Origin of the sequence: Streptomyces sp. NPDC001480 (assembly GCF_042894725.1) — a bacterium.
Taxonomy (GTDB): Bacteria; Actinomycetota; Actinomycetes; order Streptomycetales; family Streptomycetaceae; genus Streptomyces.
The window spans coordinates 236308-253492 of sequence record NZ_JBIAVX010000009.1 but is presented as its reverse complement, the minus strand read 5'-3'; the positions used below and the strand labels follow the sequence as shown (position 1 = coordinate 253492).

Here is a 17185-nt window from a genome sequence, read left to right as displayed (position 1 = left end):
CTGACCATGCCCTTGTACGCCTCTACCCGCAGCGGCGGAAATCCGGATGATGCGGTCGACGAAGGCGAAGGCGGGCAGGTGCTGTGAGGCCATGGCCAACGCGGGGGAGGTCGGGCAGGCGGAGGGGCCAGTTCTGGTTCACCGGCCAGACTGCTGCCGGATCGCAATGGGCCGGGCACGCCAGCAGGTAGACCTCGTTGCCAAGAAACAGATTGTAGGTGTCGGCGCCGACGCTGTAGGGCTGCTCTGGTTGACCGGGGTGGACGGCGAATTCCATGCCCTCCGGCACCTGGCAGAGGTACACCAGGTCGGCGCCGCACGCGCATCTGTAGTACTCGGGGTCCTGCGCCCAGGACGGCGTACCGCCCACCTTGAAGGTCTGGGCTCCGAGCCCGCGCGGGCCGGGGGTGTCCGTGAAGGCGCGCAGTGTCAGCGGCAGGGCGCACAGGGATGGTTCGGCCTCCGCCGCTGGCAGCGCTGCGTGGCGCTGGAGCAGCACGCACCAGAACGGGCGTGGGTAGGGCGGCTGCGGAGCGCCCCAGTACCGGGGTACGAGCCGGTCATTGGCGAACTCGGGTTCGGATGCGTCGTTGTGCGCACGGCAGTGGAAGACCAGCAGGTGGTCTCCACCGAAAACCTCCACGTCCCTGGGAATGTCGAGTTGGAAGAACAGAGCCAACCGCTCGCCGCAGAAACACTCGGGCCATTCCTGGACGTCGTCGAGGAAGGGCCAGCCGCCCACTGAATTCCGCATCGGCCGGTCCAGCGGCTCAGTCCCGACCTCGACGACATGGGCAGGCAGCGCCACACGCATCTTCCTCACATCACGTTCGACCACCCGCTCACCTTAAGGGCTCCCATGGCTGTTGTCCGCGGGTGAGATGATCTTGGAATAGCTGGTGTGATCACGGCGTCGCAGTCGCCCGTCAGGCGTGAATCCCCTGGTAGGAGAGAGGCCACACCACGAGATCTTGCCCGCTGAACCAGAGGCTTCACGCTGATGACCCACGCTGTGCTCCGGCAGGACGTCCTGATGCTGCGCTGGTTCCGGGAGCACGGCTACGTCCACTCCACTGCCTGGCCCGCGACGCGGGCATCTCGCAGGCGGCCAACCGGCTACCGCTGGCTGCACGAAGACATCAACGTCTTCGCCAACCGTGCGCCAGCCCGAGCCGACAGGCGACCTCACCCGCGTCGCCCTCGTCCTCAACGGGCAGTGGAATGATGTACGTTGAAAGAACCTCACTGGCTCGGCCGTTCTTCCCGGGGTTCGGCGGACGAGCCGCCTAGCGTGCCACGCGATAGCGCAGGTAGACGACTTTCGACCTGAAGGTGCGGGTCTCGAGGAGTTCGAGATCCACCCGGCGCTCGTGCTGAGGGAAGAACGGAATGCCACCGCCGACAAGCACCGGGTAGACCATGGCCCGGTATTCGTCGATGAGACCCAACGCGGCCGCCTCGGCGGCGAGCGTCGCGCCGCCGATCGCGATGTCACCCTGTCCCGGTTCGGCTCGCAACCGCTCGATCTCCTCCGCCAGGCCGCCGGAGGCCAGGCGGGCATTGCCCTGGACCGCCGACAGCGTGGTGGAGAACACCACCTTTGGGAGCGGCTTCCACAGCGCGGTCCACTCGAGCGTTGAGTCGTCGGGCGATGGATCCTGGTCGGCGGTCTCCCAGTACAGCATCGTCTCGTACAGCCGTCGTCCCAACAGGTGGACGCCGACCTCTCGGATCTCGTCGATCCAGAAGCGAAAAACCTCCTCGACGGGCGCCGTCCAGTCGAAACCGCCGTCCGGCCCGACGATGTAACCGTCAAGTGAGACGCTCATCGAATAGGTCACGCTGCGCATCAAAGATCCTCCTCCGGAGCTGGTTCGACAGTACGACCGCCGGAGGCCGCAGGACTCATCGCGACTCGCGGGATCCCCTGGGCCGAGTAACCTACCTCGGCTTCCGTGTCATCCGCGTCGAGGCGGTCCAGGCCGCCTCGTTAACGTCATTCGGAGCGGGTAGCGGTGGCGGGCGTCGGACGACCGCAGCCCCCCGTGCCAGCAGCATGCCGGTGGACAGTGCTGTCACGTGGCCGACGGGAGTGACCGCCAGCGTGGTCAGGCCGCTCGTGATGTGCGGTGCGCGCACCGCGAGCGCGGCGAGCGCGGTCCATCGGTGCCACCGGCGGGCCCCCGCTGCCGCCACCGCGGCCAGGGCCGAGACGATCACGTAGGACGGGCCGACGTCCAGCGTCGCACGCAGCGCCGGGTCTGCTTGGCCCGTCGCGATCCGCGCTGCCAGCAGTCCTTCGCTCACCAGTGTGCCGAGGACTTGGCCGGCCGCGATCAGTGTGACCGCCCGCACGTTGCCGAACCGGATGACGAGAAACGCCAGTACGGCCCCGGCGAGGGCGATGCTGGGCAGACAGGCCCATGGATCGGCGTCGAACAAGAAGGCGGAGGCTATGAGCGCCTCGACAGGATGATCGCCCAGATTGGCCAGGTTGGTCGATGCCCAGGCGTTCACCGCGTGATCACCGCCGTACGTCAGGGACGACGCGGCGGCGAGCAGGGCGAAGCCCCAGGGCACAGGGAGGAGCCATCGGCGGGCGGGCATCCGGAAGAGATCCATGTGGCCGACCCTGGCAGAGGGTGCCCGCCCCGCGGATCTGGCCACGGAATGACCGGCTGATCTCTGTCCCTGGACAGAGGCGGACGATCGCCCTCCCGGCTAGGGTCGGATGGTGCGAGGCATGATGGTGAGGCATGACGCGACGTCCTATGCCAAGAGGCTGACGCCTACTCAGCTGATTGGGCTGGATGTGCTTTTGGCCATGGTCCTGATGGCCTCGAACGTCTTGTGGTGGACGCTTGGCACGCACCGCACGGGCTGGCCGGCATGGCAGACCGTGCTGACGTGCTCGTTGGGCGTGGCAGTCGCCGTCCGGCGGCTGCTGCCACTGCCTGCACTGGCGGTGGGGTCGGTGGTGATGGCCACCGACGGCGCGCTCAGCCTGACGGGGGTGCTGGCGACTGCCTTGCTGGTGTACGGGGTGGCGGTCGCCCGACGCGCGCGTGTCGCGGCGTACGCGGGCGCGGTGGCAGGCGCCGCACAACTCGCCTTGATGAGCCCTATGCAGGGCATGACAGGGCACGACTACTGGGGGTGGCCGGGGATGAGCCAAAGCCTCATCGTCGAGGCCGCCGCCTGGGCGATCGGGTGGGCCACCAGACAAGGCCGCGTCTATACCCAGGGCCTGGTCGAACAGGCAGAGGAGCGGGCGCAGCACACGCTTGTCGAGGAACGCATGCGTATCGCCCGGGAGTTGCACGATGTCGTCGCGCACAGTCTGAGCATCGTCGCGGTCCAGGCCGGCGTCGGCCACCACGTCATCGGCAGCCGACCTGATGAGGCCGCCAGGTCCCTCTCCGCGATCGAGACGACCACCAGGGCCACCCTGAGAGAGCTGCGCTCACTGCTCGGTGTCCTGCGCGATGACGACAGTGCCGAATGGCTGCCCGGCGGCGTGGACGACCTCAACACGCTCCTTGAACAGACCCGACGGGCCGGTGTACAGGTCGAGTTGACGATCAGCGGTCACCCGCACGCCCTGCCCCGAGGTGTGGACCGCGCCGCCTACCGCATCGTGCAGGAAGCCCTGACCAACGTCGTCAAGCATGCCCGCACCAGCCACGCCCGGGCGACGGTCGCCTACGCGCCGGGCGAGGTCGCTCTCACGGTCGTCGATGCCGGAGCCGGCCGCACGACCACCCCGATCACCGAGGGCCATGGCCTGACCGGCATGAAGGAACGCGCCGCCCTCTACGGCGGCGAGGTTCACGCGGGCCCGCTCTCGCCGCATGGCTTTCGCGTCACCGCCCGGCTGCCGTACGCCACGGAGGAGCGAACAGCCCAGTTCCCCGTGGGCGCCGACCTGGAGGGCGCATGACGGTTCGGGTCGTCGTGGTGGACGACGAGGCGCTTGTCCGTGCCGGGTTCCGGGTGCTGATCGAGTCGGAAGACGATCTCCAGGTCGTCGGTGAGGCGGCCGACGGGAGCCAGGCGGTCAGGGTGATCCGCGAACAGCGCCCCGATGTCGCCCTGATGGACATCCGGATGCCCGGCCTCAATGGCATCGAGGCCATCCGCGCGCTGCTGGGCGGCCCCTCTCCGGTGCCCGTCCACGTCCTGGTGCTCACCACCTTCGACTTGGACGAGTACGTCTTCGAGGCGCTCCGCGCAGGCGCCGCGGGCTTCCTCCTCAAGGACACTCCACCCGCACGCCTGATCGACGCCGTGAGGGTGATCGCCACCGGGGAGTCGCTGCTGTCTCCCGGCGTCACCCGCAAGCTCATCGAGACCTACGTCCGCCGCCCCGGCTACCCCGGCCCGGTCACCCGCACCCTGGACGGTGTGACCGGCCGCGAGCGGGACGTGTTGGACCTGATCGCACGCGGCCTGTCCAACAACGAGATCGCGGCCGAGCTGTATCTGACCGTCGGCACGGTCAAGACCCACGTCAGCCATCTGCTGACGAAGCTGGGAGCCCGGGACCGGGCCCAGCTCGTCATCGCCGCCTACGAAAGCGGACTGGCCGGGCCCGCACGTCGTTGAAGCAGGACGAGCAGGACCCAGTTGTGGGGCAGGAGGTTCAGGCCTCGGGCGGTGCGATCCACGCGGGCCACGACACAACCCAACCACCCGCGGATGGGCCAATCGGCTTGACGGCCGTCCTGGCGAGCCGGCCGGCGCCGCTACCCGGCACTGAGCACCCTCACGACCAGGACCAGGACCAGGACCAGGGCGGGTAAGGGGATCCGTCGGCACCGCGCGCGCATCGGCTCGGTGGACACCGCACCCGTCCTCGCCGTGCCCGGCATGGTCAGCGTGCTGCACCACGAGAACGCGCCCCGTCTCGACACCCGGCTACGTGATCATGCTCGGCATGCCGGACCTCACCGCGGCCTGGACGAAACGGGTGCGTGCCTGTCGGCGGGGTCAGCAGGTTGGCCTGGGTCGATTGGCTTCGGCGCGGGCGCGCTCCACAGAAGCATCGACCTCCTCGCGGGTGAATTCCTTGTACAGGCGCTCCCCGTGAGTGTCGGTGATGTCGACGACGATGCCGGCCCACTCCTCGGCGGGCTCTTCCGGCACATGGCCGAGCTGGTACTCGGCATCCCGAACGAGTTCCTCCGTCACCCGCACGCCGGTCAGCCGCTCAGCAAGGGCGAAGACCGCCGCCTTGGTGTCCACGTGCGTCTCAGATGCGGTCTCTTCCTCGCAGAGGGCGAAACCAACCTCATGCATCACCGTGTTCAGGGCGTCGGGGGTGCTGCCGTCCCTTGCCGTCGCCGACTCGAAGGTGGTCCGGAGTTCTCCGTCCTCGTACCAATGGAAGAGGTGGATGGGTTTGCCCCCGTTGCTGGAGTGCGTCACCGCGCGCCCGCCTGCCGACAGGGCCTCCAGAAAACGTGGCTGCATCCCTACGCCGCTGTCGAAGTGCAGGACCAGTGTCCAGTCTCCGTCGGCGCCCGGCACGGTGAACGCACCCGAGATGAAGGATTCTTCCCAGTAGTCCGTCCCATCGAGTAGTTCGTTCTGCCGCTCGATGAAGGCGTCGACCCCTGTACACGTGCCCTGCGGCTCCGCTGCCATCACCCGATGCACGTCCCCCGGCGTGACGCCCCGCACCAGGGTCAGGGTGTATCCGATGTCGAGCGCGTAGCCGAACCACGAGGACGAACGTATCCAGGCGTAGTCATGTGCGGTTACCGAAGTCATGCAGCACAGTCTGCCTGTCACCACTGACAGGGGCCCGTGAAGCGGGTCCGGTACTGCCGCAGCTCGTGCCATCTCGCGTCGAGTGCAGCCGGTGGACGCCACTCAAACCAGCGCCCACGCGCCTCTCTTGCCTGCGCATGCGACGAGTCCAGCCGTGTTGGTGTCCAGGAGTCTGAGACGAGGTCGACCTTCGTCGTCTTGCTGGATCAGGTGGTCCGAATGCCGTGCCGTCGCGGGTTTTGTATCCGAGCGAGCAGTGAGCGGGGACTGACCGCCTTTTCGACGCGAAGCAGGTAGGACTCGGGTCAGGCGCTACGCCGGGCTGCCGAGCCTTGCTTCCATGATCGACCGAGACCCGCGAGTGCGAAGGCGAGCCCGCCTGCCGTGGCCACCGCCGACTGGCCTGCCACAGTGCCACCCAGCGCCGCAGTGGCTGCCGGTAGTTCGAACTTCATACTGGCCGCACTCAGCGCGGTTTCCACGTTGAGCCCACGCATCGCGGAGCGGAGGTCGCCCAGTGGCTGCTCGAACCTCCGCGCGACGATCTGATCCAGGTAGGCAGCTACGACGGCCGGATCAGCTGACTCCAACGGCAACTCGGCGAGTTCAGCGGCCGCGGTGGTCACGGCATCACGGAAGGCTAGGCAGCAAGCCCGTCGGTGAGCGGCTCGAGTTCGTTGACGCGCGCAAGGTGCTCGGAGAGCGCGCATTTGTAAGCCCAGGCGAGGCTGGGGTCCATGGCGAGCCACTGCCCGGTCTCTCGGGCAGTCGTGCCGACGTGAATCTCACGGGTGGTTTCCAGGGCGAGGCCGGCTTGGGTCAGGATTGCGGTCGTACGGCTGTCCCGAACTGTGTAGCCATCCGGGACCACCCGTGCGATCCGCGGCCAGTACAGCGCGGCCAGTTTCAGCCACTGTTCGCCCCGGAAGTGGATGTACGGGTAGTACAGGCCCATCCGCTGCATCGTTCCTCCCCGCTGTCCGGCACCGATCCGCGAGTGCCTGAGACATCCGCCGAGCCTAGGGCAGTGGCATCCGCCGCGCGGAGAAAGCGGCAACGCAGCCGGAACACCGCACTTGCGGAGCACGTGACCTGCGCCAGTACCGTCCCGGACCTCGGCATCTGCCTTCTCCGAGCTACTGGGGCCGTCCGGTACACGGACGATGAGAACAGCCCCAGGGACGGTACGGGGCCGGACAACGGCTGTGAACGGCAAGGGTGTTAGCTTTTTACCCGTGGCGAAACACCAGGACGAGACCAGAGCGGCCTACGACGGGGTCGTCGAGCTCTATGCGTCGATGTTCGCTAATCGGTTGGAGACGCACCCGTTCTCGCGGAACATGATCGGCACTTTCGCCGAGCTGGTGCGCGGGACGGGGAACCCGCGGGCAGCCGACGTCGGGTGCGGGCCGGGACATCTGACCGCCATGCTGCACGAACTGGGATTGGACGCCTTCGGGCTCGACCTCTCCCCGGGCATGGTCGACCACGCCCGGCGGGCCCATCCGGCGCTGCGGTTCGATGAGGCGCGGATGGAGGCGCTGCCGGTCGAGGACGGCGCGCTCGGCGGTGTGCTGGCCCACTACTCGATGATCCATACCCCGCCTGGGGAATTGCCCGCGCTCCTCGCCGAGCAGGTACGTGTTCTGGCACCAGAGGGCCTGCTCCTGGTCTCGTTCTTCGCGACCGACGGACCGGAGCCGGTCCGCTTCGACCACAAGGTGACGCCCGCCTACAGCTGGCCGGCGGACCGGTTCGCCGAGTTGCTTGACGAGGCCGGGCTCGTCACATTCGCCCGGCTGCTCCACGACCCGGCCTCCGAGCGAGGCTTCCTCGACGCCCACTTGCTGGCCCGCCGCCCCTAGCCGGGTCGGGGACTGGCGCGGTGGCCTCCGCTCTGTTTCCAGCCCCCGCCGCGTCAATCCGTACGTGCGGTTCTCCCGCATACGACTTTCCGGCATCGTTCACCCCTGTGATCCACCCACGGGTGAAACGGGTGATCCAGTTCCGCCGCCCCGTGCCCGTGTTCCGGAAGTGCATTCTTCAGCCAGGGGTGCGTGCTGTGGGGCAGAAATGGTTTGATCACCATCCGTGTTGCCGCCCGGGAACGGTGGGGGCTGACCTTGGTCAATGGCCGTCTGCCGGTCCGCGCTACGTTCTTGGTGGTTGTTGAAGGTGACGCGGGCGGATGGCGCATCGGTCGGGATGGGCTGACTGAGGCCATCTGTGCTCGGTGGGCCAAGGCCGAGATCGACTCGACGTACCGCAGTGCAGTACGCAGCCCCCTATGGCCTTGACCTGGCGTTCTGCGATGAGGGTTACACCTTCGACGTCCCTCTCCAAGCCGGGACGACCGAGGCCGAACTCACAGAGTCGGTGGCGGCCGCCGGCTGAGCCTCAGCCTTTGACCGATCTTCTCAGCTCGTTGATCGCGCGGCGAGGTAGGCGTTCCAGTCGCGGGCGGCCCGGCGGCCCGGCGGGTCCAGTCCGGTCGGCAGTGGACGCAGGCCGACACCCGCTGGCGCAGCGCCTCCACAGCCTGCTGCCGGGGCACCGGGCGGCACCGTCCGCTCCTGACCGCTGCCCAGCACTCGCCGAGACGCGAGAGCGGCTGCTCACCACTCACCCGCTTGTGACTGAGTGCTTCGGTTGGCCACTCTGAGGGTCACAGGTGGCCGGGGGACAGCGACCGATTCGGGTAGCTGTTGGCGGTTCGATTCGCGTCTGCCGCAGAGCCCGGCACCGGACCAGTCCCAGTTCAACCCCAGCGGTCCGCGCTTCGTCACGCAGCGGACAGGCTCCATGCTCCGGCCGAGCGCACCTGGTAGTAGCCGCGGCCCGGCCACTGGAACGTATGCTCCCCGGCGCGACCTTCGGTCACCGTCACCCAGTAGGCGAGGCGGTCGTCCAGCGCCTCCAACTGGATCAGGCTCGGCCCCGTGTAGCGCAGGACGCCCGGGCCCGGTTCCCCCCGGTAGTGCACGACATCCGATCCGGTTCCGTGGATCTCGTCACGGAAGCGCGGGACTTCTCGCAGCGGGGCCGCAGTCGCCGTCCACGTCTCCCGTTCGCCGGCGGCAAACACGCGGAAGGAGATTGCCTTGCTCCCTTCCGGCAGCGGAATCCGGGCGGTGATGGGGGAGCCGTCGCCGGACAGCCGGTACAGGCGTGAGGAACGCCCCTTCCTGCCGCCCTCGAAGCGTACGTGGACCCGTGCCTGCCCGTTGGCCGAGAAGACCATCACAGCCGGGCGGTACGACGGCATTTTCAGCCGGTGGGTCTGCTCACCGCTGCTTCCCTCCCCGCTGACCTGGGGCTGGGGGACACGCGACGGCGTCATCGGGCGAGGCTGGGCCCCGCGTGGCTGTGTGCGGACTCTGCTGCCCGGAGCTGGCTGTCTAGGAGTGCTCGGGCTCGGGTTCTCCGCCAGGCGGACCGCGTCCGCTGCGCATACGGCGATGTTGCGGGCGGCACCCCCGGGAGGCGCCCAACTGACCTGCCGGGCGGCCCGACCGTGCCGGGCGTCGAAAAAGCACAGTGGCATGTGCTTCGGCAGCGGCCGACCAGCGACCAGGGCATCCAGACGAGCCAGCGCGTGCCTGCCCTCGTCCAGGGTGCGCAGGACACCGAGTGTGTCCAACCGCATCCTGTCGCCTGCGGCGTCCCGCTTTGCCTGGTCGTACGCGTCGAGGGCACGCGCCAGCTCGGCCCGCATCTCATCCGTGGCGCCAGCCTGGCCGGGGCTGAACGAATGGACGTCCAGAGCCTCACCGAAGGCGGTGATCTCAGCCTCGATCTCGGCGAACGCCGACTTGTCGCGTCCGCTCCATGGCCACAATCGGCGGAGCCCCCCGCCCACCCTTCCACGCATGGTCGCAATCATGCCGCACGGCCCGGCAGGCACGTCCCGAGGTGGGCGACTGAGCACGGAGCGGCCAACTGAAGCACTCAGGTGAATTAGCGGTGCGCCGCGTCCCGGGGCATCAGGTCACGTGGGAGGGTCCCTCACTGACAGCCCGACCGCAGTGCGTCAGAAGATCGAGTCGAGCACCGATCCGTCTCCGGTACTTACGCACCCCGCCGCCTTTCCACAGGTTACGCACGGGAAGGAGCGACTGGATGACCTCTTACACGCTCTGCGCCGCTGTTGAGGAAGCGCGGTGGTTCCGTGGTGCCACGAGCCGCACCACCGAGTGGGAAGACTCCGGCGACATCGGAATCTGTCCGCACACTTCGTCTCCACGGTAGGTCAGGAAGGAGTGGCACCATGGCGCACATGTTGAACTACAACCTCGCCGTCCCCAATGTCGAAGACGCCGGTGTCCTGTCCGCGCTGGTGGCTGAGGGCGACGAACTCGACGTCCTGGTCAGGGCAGTGGACGACTGGTCCATACCGACACCGGCACCGGGCTGGACGGTCGCCCACCAGATAGCCCACCTCACGTGGGCGGACGCGAACGCACTCAGCGCCTTACGCACTCCGGACGCGTTCGGCGCCGAGCTCGGGCGGGCGGAAGCCGAAGGCAGCGGGTACGCGGACAAGGCCGCCACCGAGGGAGCGGCCAAACCGCGGTCTGTACTCCTCGACGAGTGGCGGGCCGGGCGAGCGGAACTGGCGGCGGCACTGCGCGACACGCCATGGGACCACGCATTCCCCTGGTACATGTCGGAGGTGACCCCGGCCCTGATGGCGCCCCTTCGTCTGATGGAAACCTGGGCACACGGGCAGGACGTCTTCGATGCCGTGGGCGTGGCGCACCGCCCGACCGGTCGGCTGCAGCACGTGGCGTCGCTTGGGGTGTTGGGACGGGCGCTGTCCTTCGCCGCCGTCGGCCTGCCTGAGCCGGCGGACCCCTTCCGCGTCGAGCTGGCAGCACCTGACGGACGGACCTGGGTATGGGGCCCCGATGGTGCCGCGCAACGGGTACAGGGCGGCGCCATCGACTTCTGCCTGTGTGTCACCCGGCGTCGCCCCTGGTCCGAGACCAACCTGACGGCGACCGGCGAGGACGCTCAGAAGTGGCTGGAGTTGGCACGCGTCTTCCTCTGAAAGCGTGTCGGGGTGCCTGGTCACGCGAGACGCGTGCCGGTTGCGATCTTGCCTCCAGACGCGGCGACGGCCCCGGAAACAAGGGGGTTGCATGCACGGCGGACGACGGCGCCGCGGTGATCGTACATCGAGCGACGCTGCCCGAGGACGGCCCAACAGGCGGCTACTTCAACGAGAACGGACGCGTGCCCTGGTGACCCCTACCACCGTCAGCGGCGTTGGCCGCGCGGCCCACCTGGGGCCGTGACGATACCAAGAGGTGATCAGACTCCCTTGAAGGGTGGAGCTGTTCGAACGCTGACGGGCTGGACGGGGACGCGAGCGTCATGGTCCAACCGTGACTCATGACGCCGGTCAGACGTCCTGGGCCGTGCGGATGACCTCGTCCAGGGCCTCCCGGGAGCGGCGCAGATCGGCGATCATGCGGTCGATCCGGTCCCGCTCGGCGGTCAGGTCCTGCACCAGGCGCCCGGTGGCGATCGCGGAGGGTCCGCCGTCCCGGTCGCGCATGCAGGGCAGCAGCTGTCGGATCTTCTCACTGTGCAGCCCGGCCGCGTACAGCTCCTGGATCCGGATGACCCGGTCGACGGCCCACTCCGGGTAGTCGCGATGACCGCCGGGGGTGCGCTCGGCGGTGAGCAGCCCCTGGGTGTCGTAGTAGCGCAGCGACCGCTCGCTCACGCCGGTGCGCCGGGCCAGTTCACCGATCCGCATGTCCGCCTCCGCGGGGACTCGGGCTTGAACCTCACATCAGTGTCAAGTTCTATCGTGCCGGCATGACGCGGACAACGGACTTCCTCGCCCCCGCCCGGCTCGGCCGACTCGCCCTCCCCAACCACCTCGTGATGGCCCCGCTGACCCGGAACCGTGCGGAGGCCGACGGCACCCCGACGGACCTGATGGTCACCCACTACGCACAGCGCGCCTCGGCCGGACTGATCATCGCCGAGGGCTCGACGCCCAACCCGGCCGGACAGACGTACCCGGACATCACAGCGATCCACACCGGCCGGCACGCGGCCGGCTGGCGGCGGGTCACCGACGCGGTGCGGGCAGCCGGCGGGCGGATGTTCCTGCAACTCCAACACGGTGGGCGGGTCAGCCATCCGGCGACCACCGGCCTCACGCCCCTCGCACCCTCCCCCGTCCCGCTGCCAGAGAGGATCTTCACACCGCAGGGCCACCGGCAGGCCGCCGTCCCGCGTGCGATGACGACGGACGACATCCGAGACACGATCGCCGACTTCGCCGCCGCCGCACGCCGGGCCGTCGACGCAGGCTTCGAGGGCGTGGAGGTGCACTCGGCCAACGGGATGCTGCTGCACCAGTTCCTCGCGGACAACACCAACCGCCGCACCGACGGGTACGGCGGCTCCGCCGGGCGGCGGGTGCGGTTCGCGGTGGAGGTGACCGAGGCGGTGGCCGACGCGATCGGCGCGGACCGGGTGGGCATCCGCATCTCTCCCGCGAGCACGGTCAACGGCGTCCTGGAGGAGGACACCGACGGCCTCTACGCCACGCTCCTGGACCACCTGAAGGGGCTGGACCTCGCCTATCTGCACCTGGTGCGCTCAGACCCGGCAACCGGCTGGTACCGGCGGATCCGGGCTGACTGGCCCGGCGTCCTGATCGGCAACCCAGACCTGACCGACCTGTCCACGCAGGCCGTCACCCAGGCCACGCGGGAATTGCTGGCGGCCGGCGCCGACCTGGTGGCCCTCGGCCGGCCCTTCCTCGCCAACCCGGACCTCGTCACCCGGCTGCGCCTCGGCGCACCCCTCAACCCCGTCCGGGACCGGTACTTCATGTATGTGGGCGGGGCCGCCGGTTACAACGACTATCCCGCCCTGGCGGATCAGGCGGGGCCGCCGTCCAGCGACGCGTTCGTGGCGTAGGACGTTCTTAAAGGCCCGTCCACGCACAGCAACGCGTCCATCAGGTCGAACAGTTCGCCCTTGCGCGGTCAGGCAGCAAAATCACCTTCAGCTTCAGCTTCAGCTTCAGCTTCAGCGTCTGGCGAATGCCGAGGTGAGCGACCTGGTTCGAAGCGCATTTCGGGACCGTCCCACGCCCGGCCGACCTGACGGTAGCGTGATCGGCATGACGGCTGACGGCATGACGGCTGACGGCGAGACGGCGGAGGGTGAAGCCCTGGTCGGCGGCATGGTGAACGCGGGCGCGGTCTTCCGCCACGGTGCCCTGGTAGAACGCCCGGCGCCGCGCACCGCACGCGCCCTCCATGCCCATCTCCTCGCGCTCAGAGAGCACGGGTTCGACGCGGCTCCGAGGCCGATCCGTCTTACCGCGGACGGCCGCGAGCAGCTGACCTTCATCCCGGGCGATGTCGCTCTACCGCCGTTTCCGCGCTGGGTGATGACCGAGACCGCGTTGAGATCGGTGGGAGGACTGCTGCGGCGACTGCACGACGCCAGCGCGGCCATTGCGGTCGACGCAAGCGCCGAGTGGCCCCGGTCTCTGGCCGACCCGGAGGGAGGAACGATGCTGTGCCACAACGACGTGTGCCCGGAGAACGTCGTCTTCCGCGACGGGCATGCCGAAGCCCTGATCGATTTCGACCTGGCGGCTCCCGGCCGAGCAGTGTGGGACGTTGCCATGACCGCCCGCTACTGGGTTCCCATGCTCGATCCCACATCCGCGGCAGTTCTCCATCCCGCGGGGCTGGATGCCCCGGCACGACTGCGGATCCTCGCCGACGGTTACGGCCTCTCCCCGCAGGAGCGCGCCGAACTGCCCGGCGTCATCGAACAGGCCACCGCGTCCTGCCGCGCCTTCGTCGCTGACCGAGTGGCTGACGGTGACCCCGCCTACACCCGGGCACTGTCCGAGGGCGGTGGCTGGCAGCGCTGGGACCGCATCCAGGAATGGCTAGCGGCACACCGCGAGTTGTTCACGGCTGCCCTGTCGGAGTGAGGGGCTCAGAGGATGAAAGGTCATGTGGTGTGGCTGCGGGGGCTGAGTGCGAGTGTGCGACGGGATGGGCCGTTCTGCAGAGCAGTTGCATACTCACCGCATGGCAGTGCTCAGGGCAGGATGCGCAGCTCCGGTTCGCCCTCGTGCTCGGTGGCGATGGTGGTGTCCGGGCCCATCTTGGCGCCCGGGAAGCGGGAGGCGTTCTCCAGGCAGCTCTCGCCCTCGTGGGGCTGGAAGGCGGCCACGTAGACCAGCGCCTCGACGTTCGACGCGTCGCGGGCGGCGCGGGTGATGATCGCGCCCGCGTAGGAGTGGCCGACCAGGACGACCGGGCCGTCCACGGTCTTGGCGACGGTGGCCGCGTACTGGGCGTCGGACTCCAGGCCGCGGAGCGGGTTCGAGACGGCGAGGGTGGTGTAGCCCTGTGCCTGGATATGACGACTGCTGCCTCGGAGCTCCACCCGAAGGACCGGCTGCTGCGCACCGCGTCCCGCCTGTTCTATGCGGAGGGCATCCACGCTGTCGGTGTCGAGCGCCTATCAGCGAGGCCCAGATCACGCGCGCTACCTTCTACCGGCACTATCCCAGCAAGGACGACCTGGTCTCCGCCTACCTCACGACGACCGCCGAGGGGATCCGGGACGCTGTCGGCCGTGCGCGAGACGGTAAGCCACCGCGCGAGGCGATCCGTGCGGTGATGGCTGTCCTCGGCGACGCGACCCTCGAAGACGGCTTCCGCGGCTGCCGGTTCCTCAACGCGGCCGCCGAGTACCCCGACCGCACCCATCCGGTGCGCGCGGTCATCGACGACCAACGCACCTGGCTGCTCGAGGTGTTCCGCGAACTCTCCACCGACGTCGGCCATTCGGACCCCGAGCACGCCGCACGCGTACTCGTCCTGCTGCACGACGGCGCGTTCCAGGCAGCGGAACTCGGCGACCCGGCAGTCGTGCGCGAAACACTGCGCCGAGCTGTCGACGAGGTGTTCCCCGCTGAGGAGGTCTGACCGAGACACTGGCGTTGTGATCCCCTGATAAGGCTCGCGTTGGACCGCAAAGCCTGCGGCCGAAGCGGGCAACGTCCTGAACCGATGGACGGTGCCCGCCGGAGTGACCACCTGTTGAGGTCCACCGACCCAGCTCTCCTGGAATGATCTCGCCGTGGCCGAATACACGATCAGCACCGCCAGCGGTGACGACTGGCCTGTCTTGCCCCGTGACGACTTCGAAGCCGTCCTCCAGCCCCGATCGTTCGCGTGTGACCCCGTCGACGGTGATGACGACCACTGCTTCCGCACCGGCAACGCCACGGTGTCGGCATCGTGGGAGCTCCCAGGCACCTGGTACGTGCATGTCGAAGGCGCCCCATCCCTTGCCGCAGCGGATGCGATCGTCGCGGAAATGGCTCAGCAACTCGGCGAGGCGACCGACAACAAGGCGAACTGCTACCGGATCACCGCTGGTCAGCTCCGGGCTGGTACGCCAACCACGATCAGGAGGCGAGCAGCGGGGAACAGCAGGGAACGTCGGCGAGCCCCCCGCCGGCATCCCGCACCGCGCGGTTTCGCTTCGGTCCCAGCAGCCTCCAGTGTGGTCTTCACCCGAGCGCTCGTCGGCCGCGTACACGGCACTGGTCACGCTGTGCCCCGGACGACGGCGACCGGGCAGTGCGCGTGGTGCAGCAGTGCCTGGCTCACCGAACCCAGCAGCATCCCCGTGAAGCCGCCGCGCCCCCTGGCCCCGGTGACCAGCAGCTGGGCGGTCCTGCTCGCCTCGATCAGGACCTCGCGGGGCTCCCCGCTCAGTACCTCCTGTCGCACCGTGACGTCCGGATACCTCTCCCGGCGGCCGGCGAGCGCCTGGGCCAGCAGACGCTCCGCGCTCTCCACGCCCGTACCGGCCGGCGCGTAGTCCGGCAGCCATGCGTGCACGCCGATGATCTCGGCTCCCCGCAGTGCCGCCTCGGCGAAGGCGAAATCGACCGCTGGCTCACCGCTGGGGGAGCCGTCGACAGCCAGCAGGATCGGGCCGGTGTGATCCGGTTCCCCGCGGACCACCAGCACCGGACACTCGCCGTGGGCGGCGAGGGACACCGCCGTAGAACCCAGCAGCATGCCGATGAAGCCCCCGGTGCCACGGCTGCCGACGACCACCAGGTCCGCGGCCCGCGACTCGCCCGCCAGTACCGATGCGGCACCGCCGGTCATCACGGTGTCGGTGACCTCCACCTCGGGCGCCACACTCCGCGCGTGCTGTGCGGCGTCCTGCGTCAGGCGATTGAGCGGCGACGGCTCCAGCGGCGCGTACATGGGCCCGACCGGCCAGCTGAAAGCGTGCACCACACGCAGCCTCGCACGACGCCGCTGGGCTTCCCGGGCGGCGTGCACCACCGCGGCATCACTCGACGACGAGCCATCGACTCCCACGACTACCAGGCCGCTCACTGTGCCTCCACACTCAATTCCGCTTCCCACCCCCATCAGCCACTTCAGCCGCTTCAGGCCGCTTCAGCTCCAAGCGTCACTCCGGCCGAGCGCTGCCGCCAGCCGGCGATTGGCGGCAGCGAAGCGAGGTGGCAGCGGATCGCTTGAAATCGCGGTCGACGAACCCCAGCGCCTGGTCCTCGCCGCCGTCGCCGACAGCAAGAGCCGCCACAATGCGTCACTCATCAGGTACCCGCTCGCGTTCGCGAGGGCGTCGGTGAGTCACCCGTCCGGGCGTCGCCGCCGACGGCGTCCCGGAACGCCCTGGCGCTGTCACTGGCTGTCGGTAGCGTGACCGCCGTGATGGTGGGTACCGAAGAAACCCGGCTGGTCGTGCTGCGCGGCAACAGCGCCTCGGGCAAGTCGTCCGTCGCGGCCGGCCTGCGCGAGCGGTTCGGCCGCGGCCTGGCCGTGGTCGGCCAGGACAACCTCCGCCGTATCGTCCTCCGGGAGCGCGACCGGCCCGGAGCCGCGAACATCGGCCTGATCGACCTGACCGCCCGCTACGCCCTGGACGCCGGGTTCCACGTGGTGGTCGAAGGCATCCTCTACGCCGACCACTACGGCGACATGCTTGCGGCGCTGCGCGCCGACCACCGAGGCCCGACTCACGGCTACTACCTGGACGTCCCGTTCGGCGAAACCCTCGCCCGGCACGCCACCAAGCCCATCGCCGACGAGGTCTGCGAGACGCAGCTGCGCGACTGGTACCGGCCGCGCGATCTGCTTCCCGGCAGCACCGAGACCGTCATCGGCGCCGACAGTGCCCTGCACGAGACCGTCGACCGCATCATGCTCGACACCGGCCTGGCCCACCTGCCCGCCGTGGACCGCTGACCGGAGCACTGTTGCGACGCACCGACCACGCCCCGGCCATGAGGCCGACCACGGGTACGGTCATGCCGCGCTCAGCCCCGATCATGACCGGTCAGCGTAGGGCCGACGTCTCT

At 68.9% G+C, this 17185-nt stretch carries 19 protein-coding genes and 1 pseudogene; 9 read left to right on the top strand and 11 right to left on the bottom strand.

Annotated features, from left to right (window positions below):
* Positions 1-22 precede the first annotated feature (22 nt).
* Positions 23-838, bottom strand: coding sequence for a hypothetical protein (locus tag ACFY01_RS23885; protein WP_390737741.1), 816 nt, complete (start codon positions 836-838; stop codon positions 23-25).
* Between the two features lie 183 nt (positions 839-1021).
* On the opposite strand from ACFY01_RS23885, the pseudogene ACFY01_RS23880 reads away from it, so the two are divergent.
* Positions 1022-1165: pseudogene (locus ACFY01_RS23880) on the top strand (IS5/IS1182 family transposase); the annotation flags it as partial.
* Positions 1166-1286: 121 nt separating this feature from the next.
* Here ACFY01_RS23880 and ACFY01_RS23875 read toward each other — a convergent pair.
* Positions 1287-1850, bottom strand: coding sequence for a dihydrofolate reductase family protein (locus ACFY01_RS23875; protein WP_390737740.1), 564 nt, complete (start codon positions 1848-1850; stop codon positions 1287-1289).
* A gap of 91 nt (positions 1851-1941) precedes the next feature.
* Entirely contained in the window at positions 1942-2622 is a 681-nt protein-coding gene (locus ACFY01_RS23870) for a rhomboid-like protein (RefSeq protein WP_390737739.1), read from the bottom strand.
* A gap of 121 nt (positions 2623-2743) precedes the next feature.
* Here ACFY01_RS23870 and ACFY01_RS23865 point away from each other — a divergent pair, with 121 nt between their 5' ends.
* Complete coding sequence (locus tag ACFY01_RS23865; RefSeq protein ID WP_390737738.1) at positions 2744-3940, top strand: sensor histidine kinase; 1197 nt, start codon at positions 2744-2746, stop codon at positions 3938-3940.
* Entirely contained in the window at positions 3937-4605 is a 669-nt protein-coding gene (locus ACFY01_RS23860; protein ID WP_390737737.1) for a response regulator, read from the top strand. The genes ACFY01_RS23865 and ACFY01_RS23860 overlap by 4 nt, the downstream gene beginning before the upstream one ends.
* A gap of 384 nt (positions 4606-4989) precedes the next feature.
* On the opposite strand, the gene ACFY01_RS23855 is transcribed toward ACFY01_RS23860, so the two are convergent.
* The 3 genes from ACFY01_RS23855 to ACFY01_RS23845 all read right to left on the bottom strand — a co-directional run bounded on the left by ACFY01_RS23855 (position 4990) and on the right by ACFY01_RS23845 (position 6727).
* Positions 4990-5772 (bottom strand): DUF6461 domain-containing protein, encoded by a 783-nt coding sequence (locus ACFY01_RS23855; RefSeq protein WP_390737736.1) that lies wholly within the window; start codon positions 5770-5772, stop codon positions 4990-4992.
* A 305-nt stretch (positions 5773-6077) separates the two neighbouring features.
* On the bottom strand, positions 6078-6398 hold the full coding sequence (locus ACFY01_RS23850; protein ID WP_390737735.1) for a DUF6236 family protein: 321 nt from the start codon (positions 6396-6398) through the stop codon (positions 6078-6080).
* A 14-nt stretch (positions 6399-6412) separates the two neighbouring features.
* Positions 6413-6727 (bottom strand): hypothetical protein, encoded by a 315-nt coding sequence (locus ACFY01_RS23845; protein WP_390737734.1) that lies wholly within the window; start codon positions 6725-6727, stop codon positions 6413-6415.
* Positions 6728-7007: 280 nt separating this feature from the next.
* On the opposite strand from ACFY01_RS23845, the gene ACFY01_RS23840 reads away from it, so the two are divergent.
* Positions 7008-7637 carry a class I SAM-dependent methyltransferase gene (locus ACFY01_RS23840; protein ID WP_390737733.1) on the top strand — a complete coding sequence of 210 codons (630 nt, stop codon included), beginning with the start codon at positions 7008-7010 and terminating at the stop codon, positions 7635-7637.
* A gap of 500 nt (positions 7638-8137) precedes the next feature.
* Here the strand turns inward: ACFY01_RS23840 and ACFY01_RS23835 are convergent, their stop codons facing one another.
* Both ACFY01_RS23835 and ACFY01_RS23830 read right to left on the bottom strand, forming a co-directional pair.
* On the bottom strand, positions 8138-8398 hold the full coding sequence (locus ACFY01_RS23835) for a DUF6233 domain-containing protein (RefSeq protein ID WP_390737732.1): 261 nt from the start codon (positions 8396-8398) through the stop codon (positions 8138-8140).
* Between the two features lie 156 nt (positions 8399-8554).
* Positions 8555-9643: a hypothetical protein gene (locus tag ACFY01_RS23830; RefSeq protein ID WP_390737731.1), complete on the bottom strand. Its 1089-nt coding sequence runs from the start codon at positions 9641-9643 to the stop codon at positions 8555-8557.
* 396 nt (positions 9644-10039) lie between these two features.
* Between ACFY01_RS23830 and ACFY01_RS23825 the strand changes: the two genes are divergently transcribed.
* Positions 10040-10822 carry a TIGR03084 family metal-binding protein gene (locus ACFY01_RS23825; RefSeq protein ID WP_390737730.1) on the top strand — a complete coding sequence of 261 codons (783 nt, stop codon included), beginning with the start codon at positions 10040-10042 and terminating at the stop codon, positions 10820-10822.
* 354 nt (positions 10823-11176) lie between these two features.
* Here the strand turns inward: ACFY01_RS23825 and ACFY01_RS23820 are convergent, their stop codons facing one another.
* Positions 11177-11536, bottom strand: coding sequence for a MerR family transcriptional regulator (locus ACFY01_RS23820; protein ID WP_390737729.1), 360 nt, complete (start codon positions 11534-11536; stop codon positions 11177-11179).
* 62 nt (positions 11537-11598) lie between these two features.
* Here ACFY01_RS23820 and ACFY01_RS23815 point away from each other — a divergent pair, with 62 nt between their 5' ends.
* Both ACFY01_RS23815 and ACFY01_RS23810 read left to right on the top strand, forming a co-directional pair.
* Positions 11599-12717 carry an alkene reductase gene (locus tag ACFY01_RS23815; RefSeq protein WP_390737728.1) on the top strand — a complete coding sequence of 373 codons (1119 nt, stop codon included), beginning with the start codon at positions 11599-11601 and terminating at the stop codon, positions 12715-12717.
* A 205-nt stretch (positions 12718-12922) separates the two neighbouring features.
* Positions 12923-13753 carry a phosphotransferase gene (locus ACFY01_RS23810; RefSeq protein ID WP_390737727.1) on the top strand — a complete coding sequence of 277 codons (831 nt, stop codon included), beginning with the start codon at positions 12923-12925 and terminating at the stop codon, positions 13751-13753.
* 110 nt (positions 13754-13863) lie between these two features.
* Here ACFY01_RS23810 and ACFY01_RS23805 read toward each other — a convergent pair whose 3' ends face one another.
* Positions 13864-14271, bottom strand: coding sequence for an alpha/beta fold hydrolase (locus ACFY01_RS23805; RefSeq protein ID WP_390737726.1), 408 nt, complete (start codon positions 14269-14271; stop codon positions 13864-13866).
* 179 nt (positions 14272-14450) lie between these two features.
* On the opposite strand from ACFY01_RS23805, the gene ACFY01_RS23800 reads away from it, so the two are divergent.
* Positions 14451-14759 carry a hypothetical protein gene (locus ACFY01_RS23800; RefSeq protein WP_390737725.1) on the top strand — a complete coding sequence of 103 codons (309 nt, stop codon included), beginning with the start codon at positions 14451-14453 and terminating at the stop codon, positions 14757-14759.
* Positions 14760-15386: 627 nt separating this feature from the next.
* On the opposite strand, the gene ACFY01_RS23795 is transcribed toward ACFY01_RS23800, so the two are convergent.
* Positions 15387-16196, bottom strand: coding sequence for a universal stress protein (locus ACFY01_RS23795; protein WP_390737724.1), 810 nt, complete (start codon positions 16194-16196; stop codon positions 15387-15389).
* Positions 16197-16538: 342 nt separating this feature from the next.
* Here ACFY01_RS23795 and ACFY01_RS23790 point away from each other — a divergent pair, with 342 nt between their 5' ends.
* Entirely contained in the window at positions 16539-17072 is a 534-nt protein-coding gene (locus tag ACFY01_RS23790; RefSeq protein ID WP_390737936.1) for a kinase, read from the top strand.
* Positions 17073-17185: the final 113 nt, after the last annotated feature.

Bases quoted from the DNA above. Each gene is read 5' to 3' on its own strand.
- ACFY01_RS23875 (WP_390737740.1), bottom strand. From the start codon at position 1,850: ATGCGCAGCGTGACCTATTCGATGAGCGTCTCACTTGACGGTTACATC.
- ACFY01_RS23870 (WP_390737739.1), bottom strand. From the start codon at position 2,622: ATGGATCTCTTCCGGATGCCCGCCCGCCGATGGCTCCTCCCTGTGCCC.
- ACFY01_RS23865 (WP_390737738.1), top strand. From the start codon at position 2,744: ATGATGGTGAGGCATGACGCGACGTCCTATGCCAAGAGGCTGACGCCT.
- ACFY01_RS23860 (WP_390737737.1), top strand. From the start codon at position 3,937: ATGACGGTTCGGGTCGTCGTGGTGGACGACGAGGCGCTTGTCCGTGCC.
- ACFY01_RS23855 (WP_390737736.1), bottom strand. From the start codon at position 5,772: ATGACTTCGGTAACCGCACATGACTACGCCTGGATACGTTCGTCCTCG.
- ACFY01_RS23845 (WP_390737734.1), bottom strand. From the start codon at position 6,727: ATGGGCCTGTACTACCCGTACATCCACTTCCGGGGCGAACAGTGGCTG.
- ACFY01_RS23830 (WP_390737731.1), bottom strand. From the start codon at position 9,643: ATGCGTGGAAGGGTGGGCGGGGGGCTCCGCCGATTGTGGCCATGGAGC.
- ACFY01_RS23825 (WP_390737730.1), top strand. From the start codon at position 10,040: ATGGCGCACATGTTGAACTACAACCTCGCCGTCCCCAATGTCGAAGAC.
- ACFY01_RS23820 (WP_390737729.1), bottom strand. From the start codon at position 11,536: ATGCGGATCGGTGAACTGGCCCGGCGCACCGGCGTGAGCGAGCGGTCG.
- ACFY01_RS23815 (WP_390737728.1), top strand. From the start codon at position 11,599: ATGACGCGGACAACGGACTTCCTCGCCCCCGCCCGGCTCGGCCGACTC.
- ACFY01_RS23810 (WP_390737727.1), top strand. From the start codon at position 12,923: ATGACGGCTGACGGCATGACGGCTGACGGCGAGACGGCGGAGGGTGAA.
- ACFY01_RS23800 (WP_390737725.1), top strand. From the start codon at position 14,451: ATGGCTGTCCTCGGCGACGCGACCCTCGAAGACGGCTTCCGCGGCTGC.
- ACFY01_RS23790 (WP_390737936.1), top strand. From the start codon at position 16,539: ATGGTGGGTACCGAAGAAACCCGGCTGGTCGTGCTGCGCGGCAACAGC.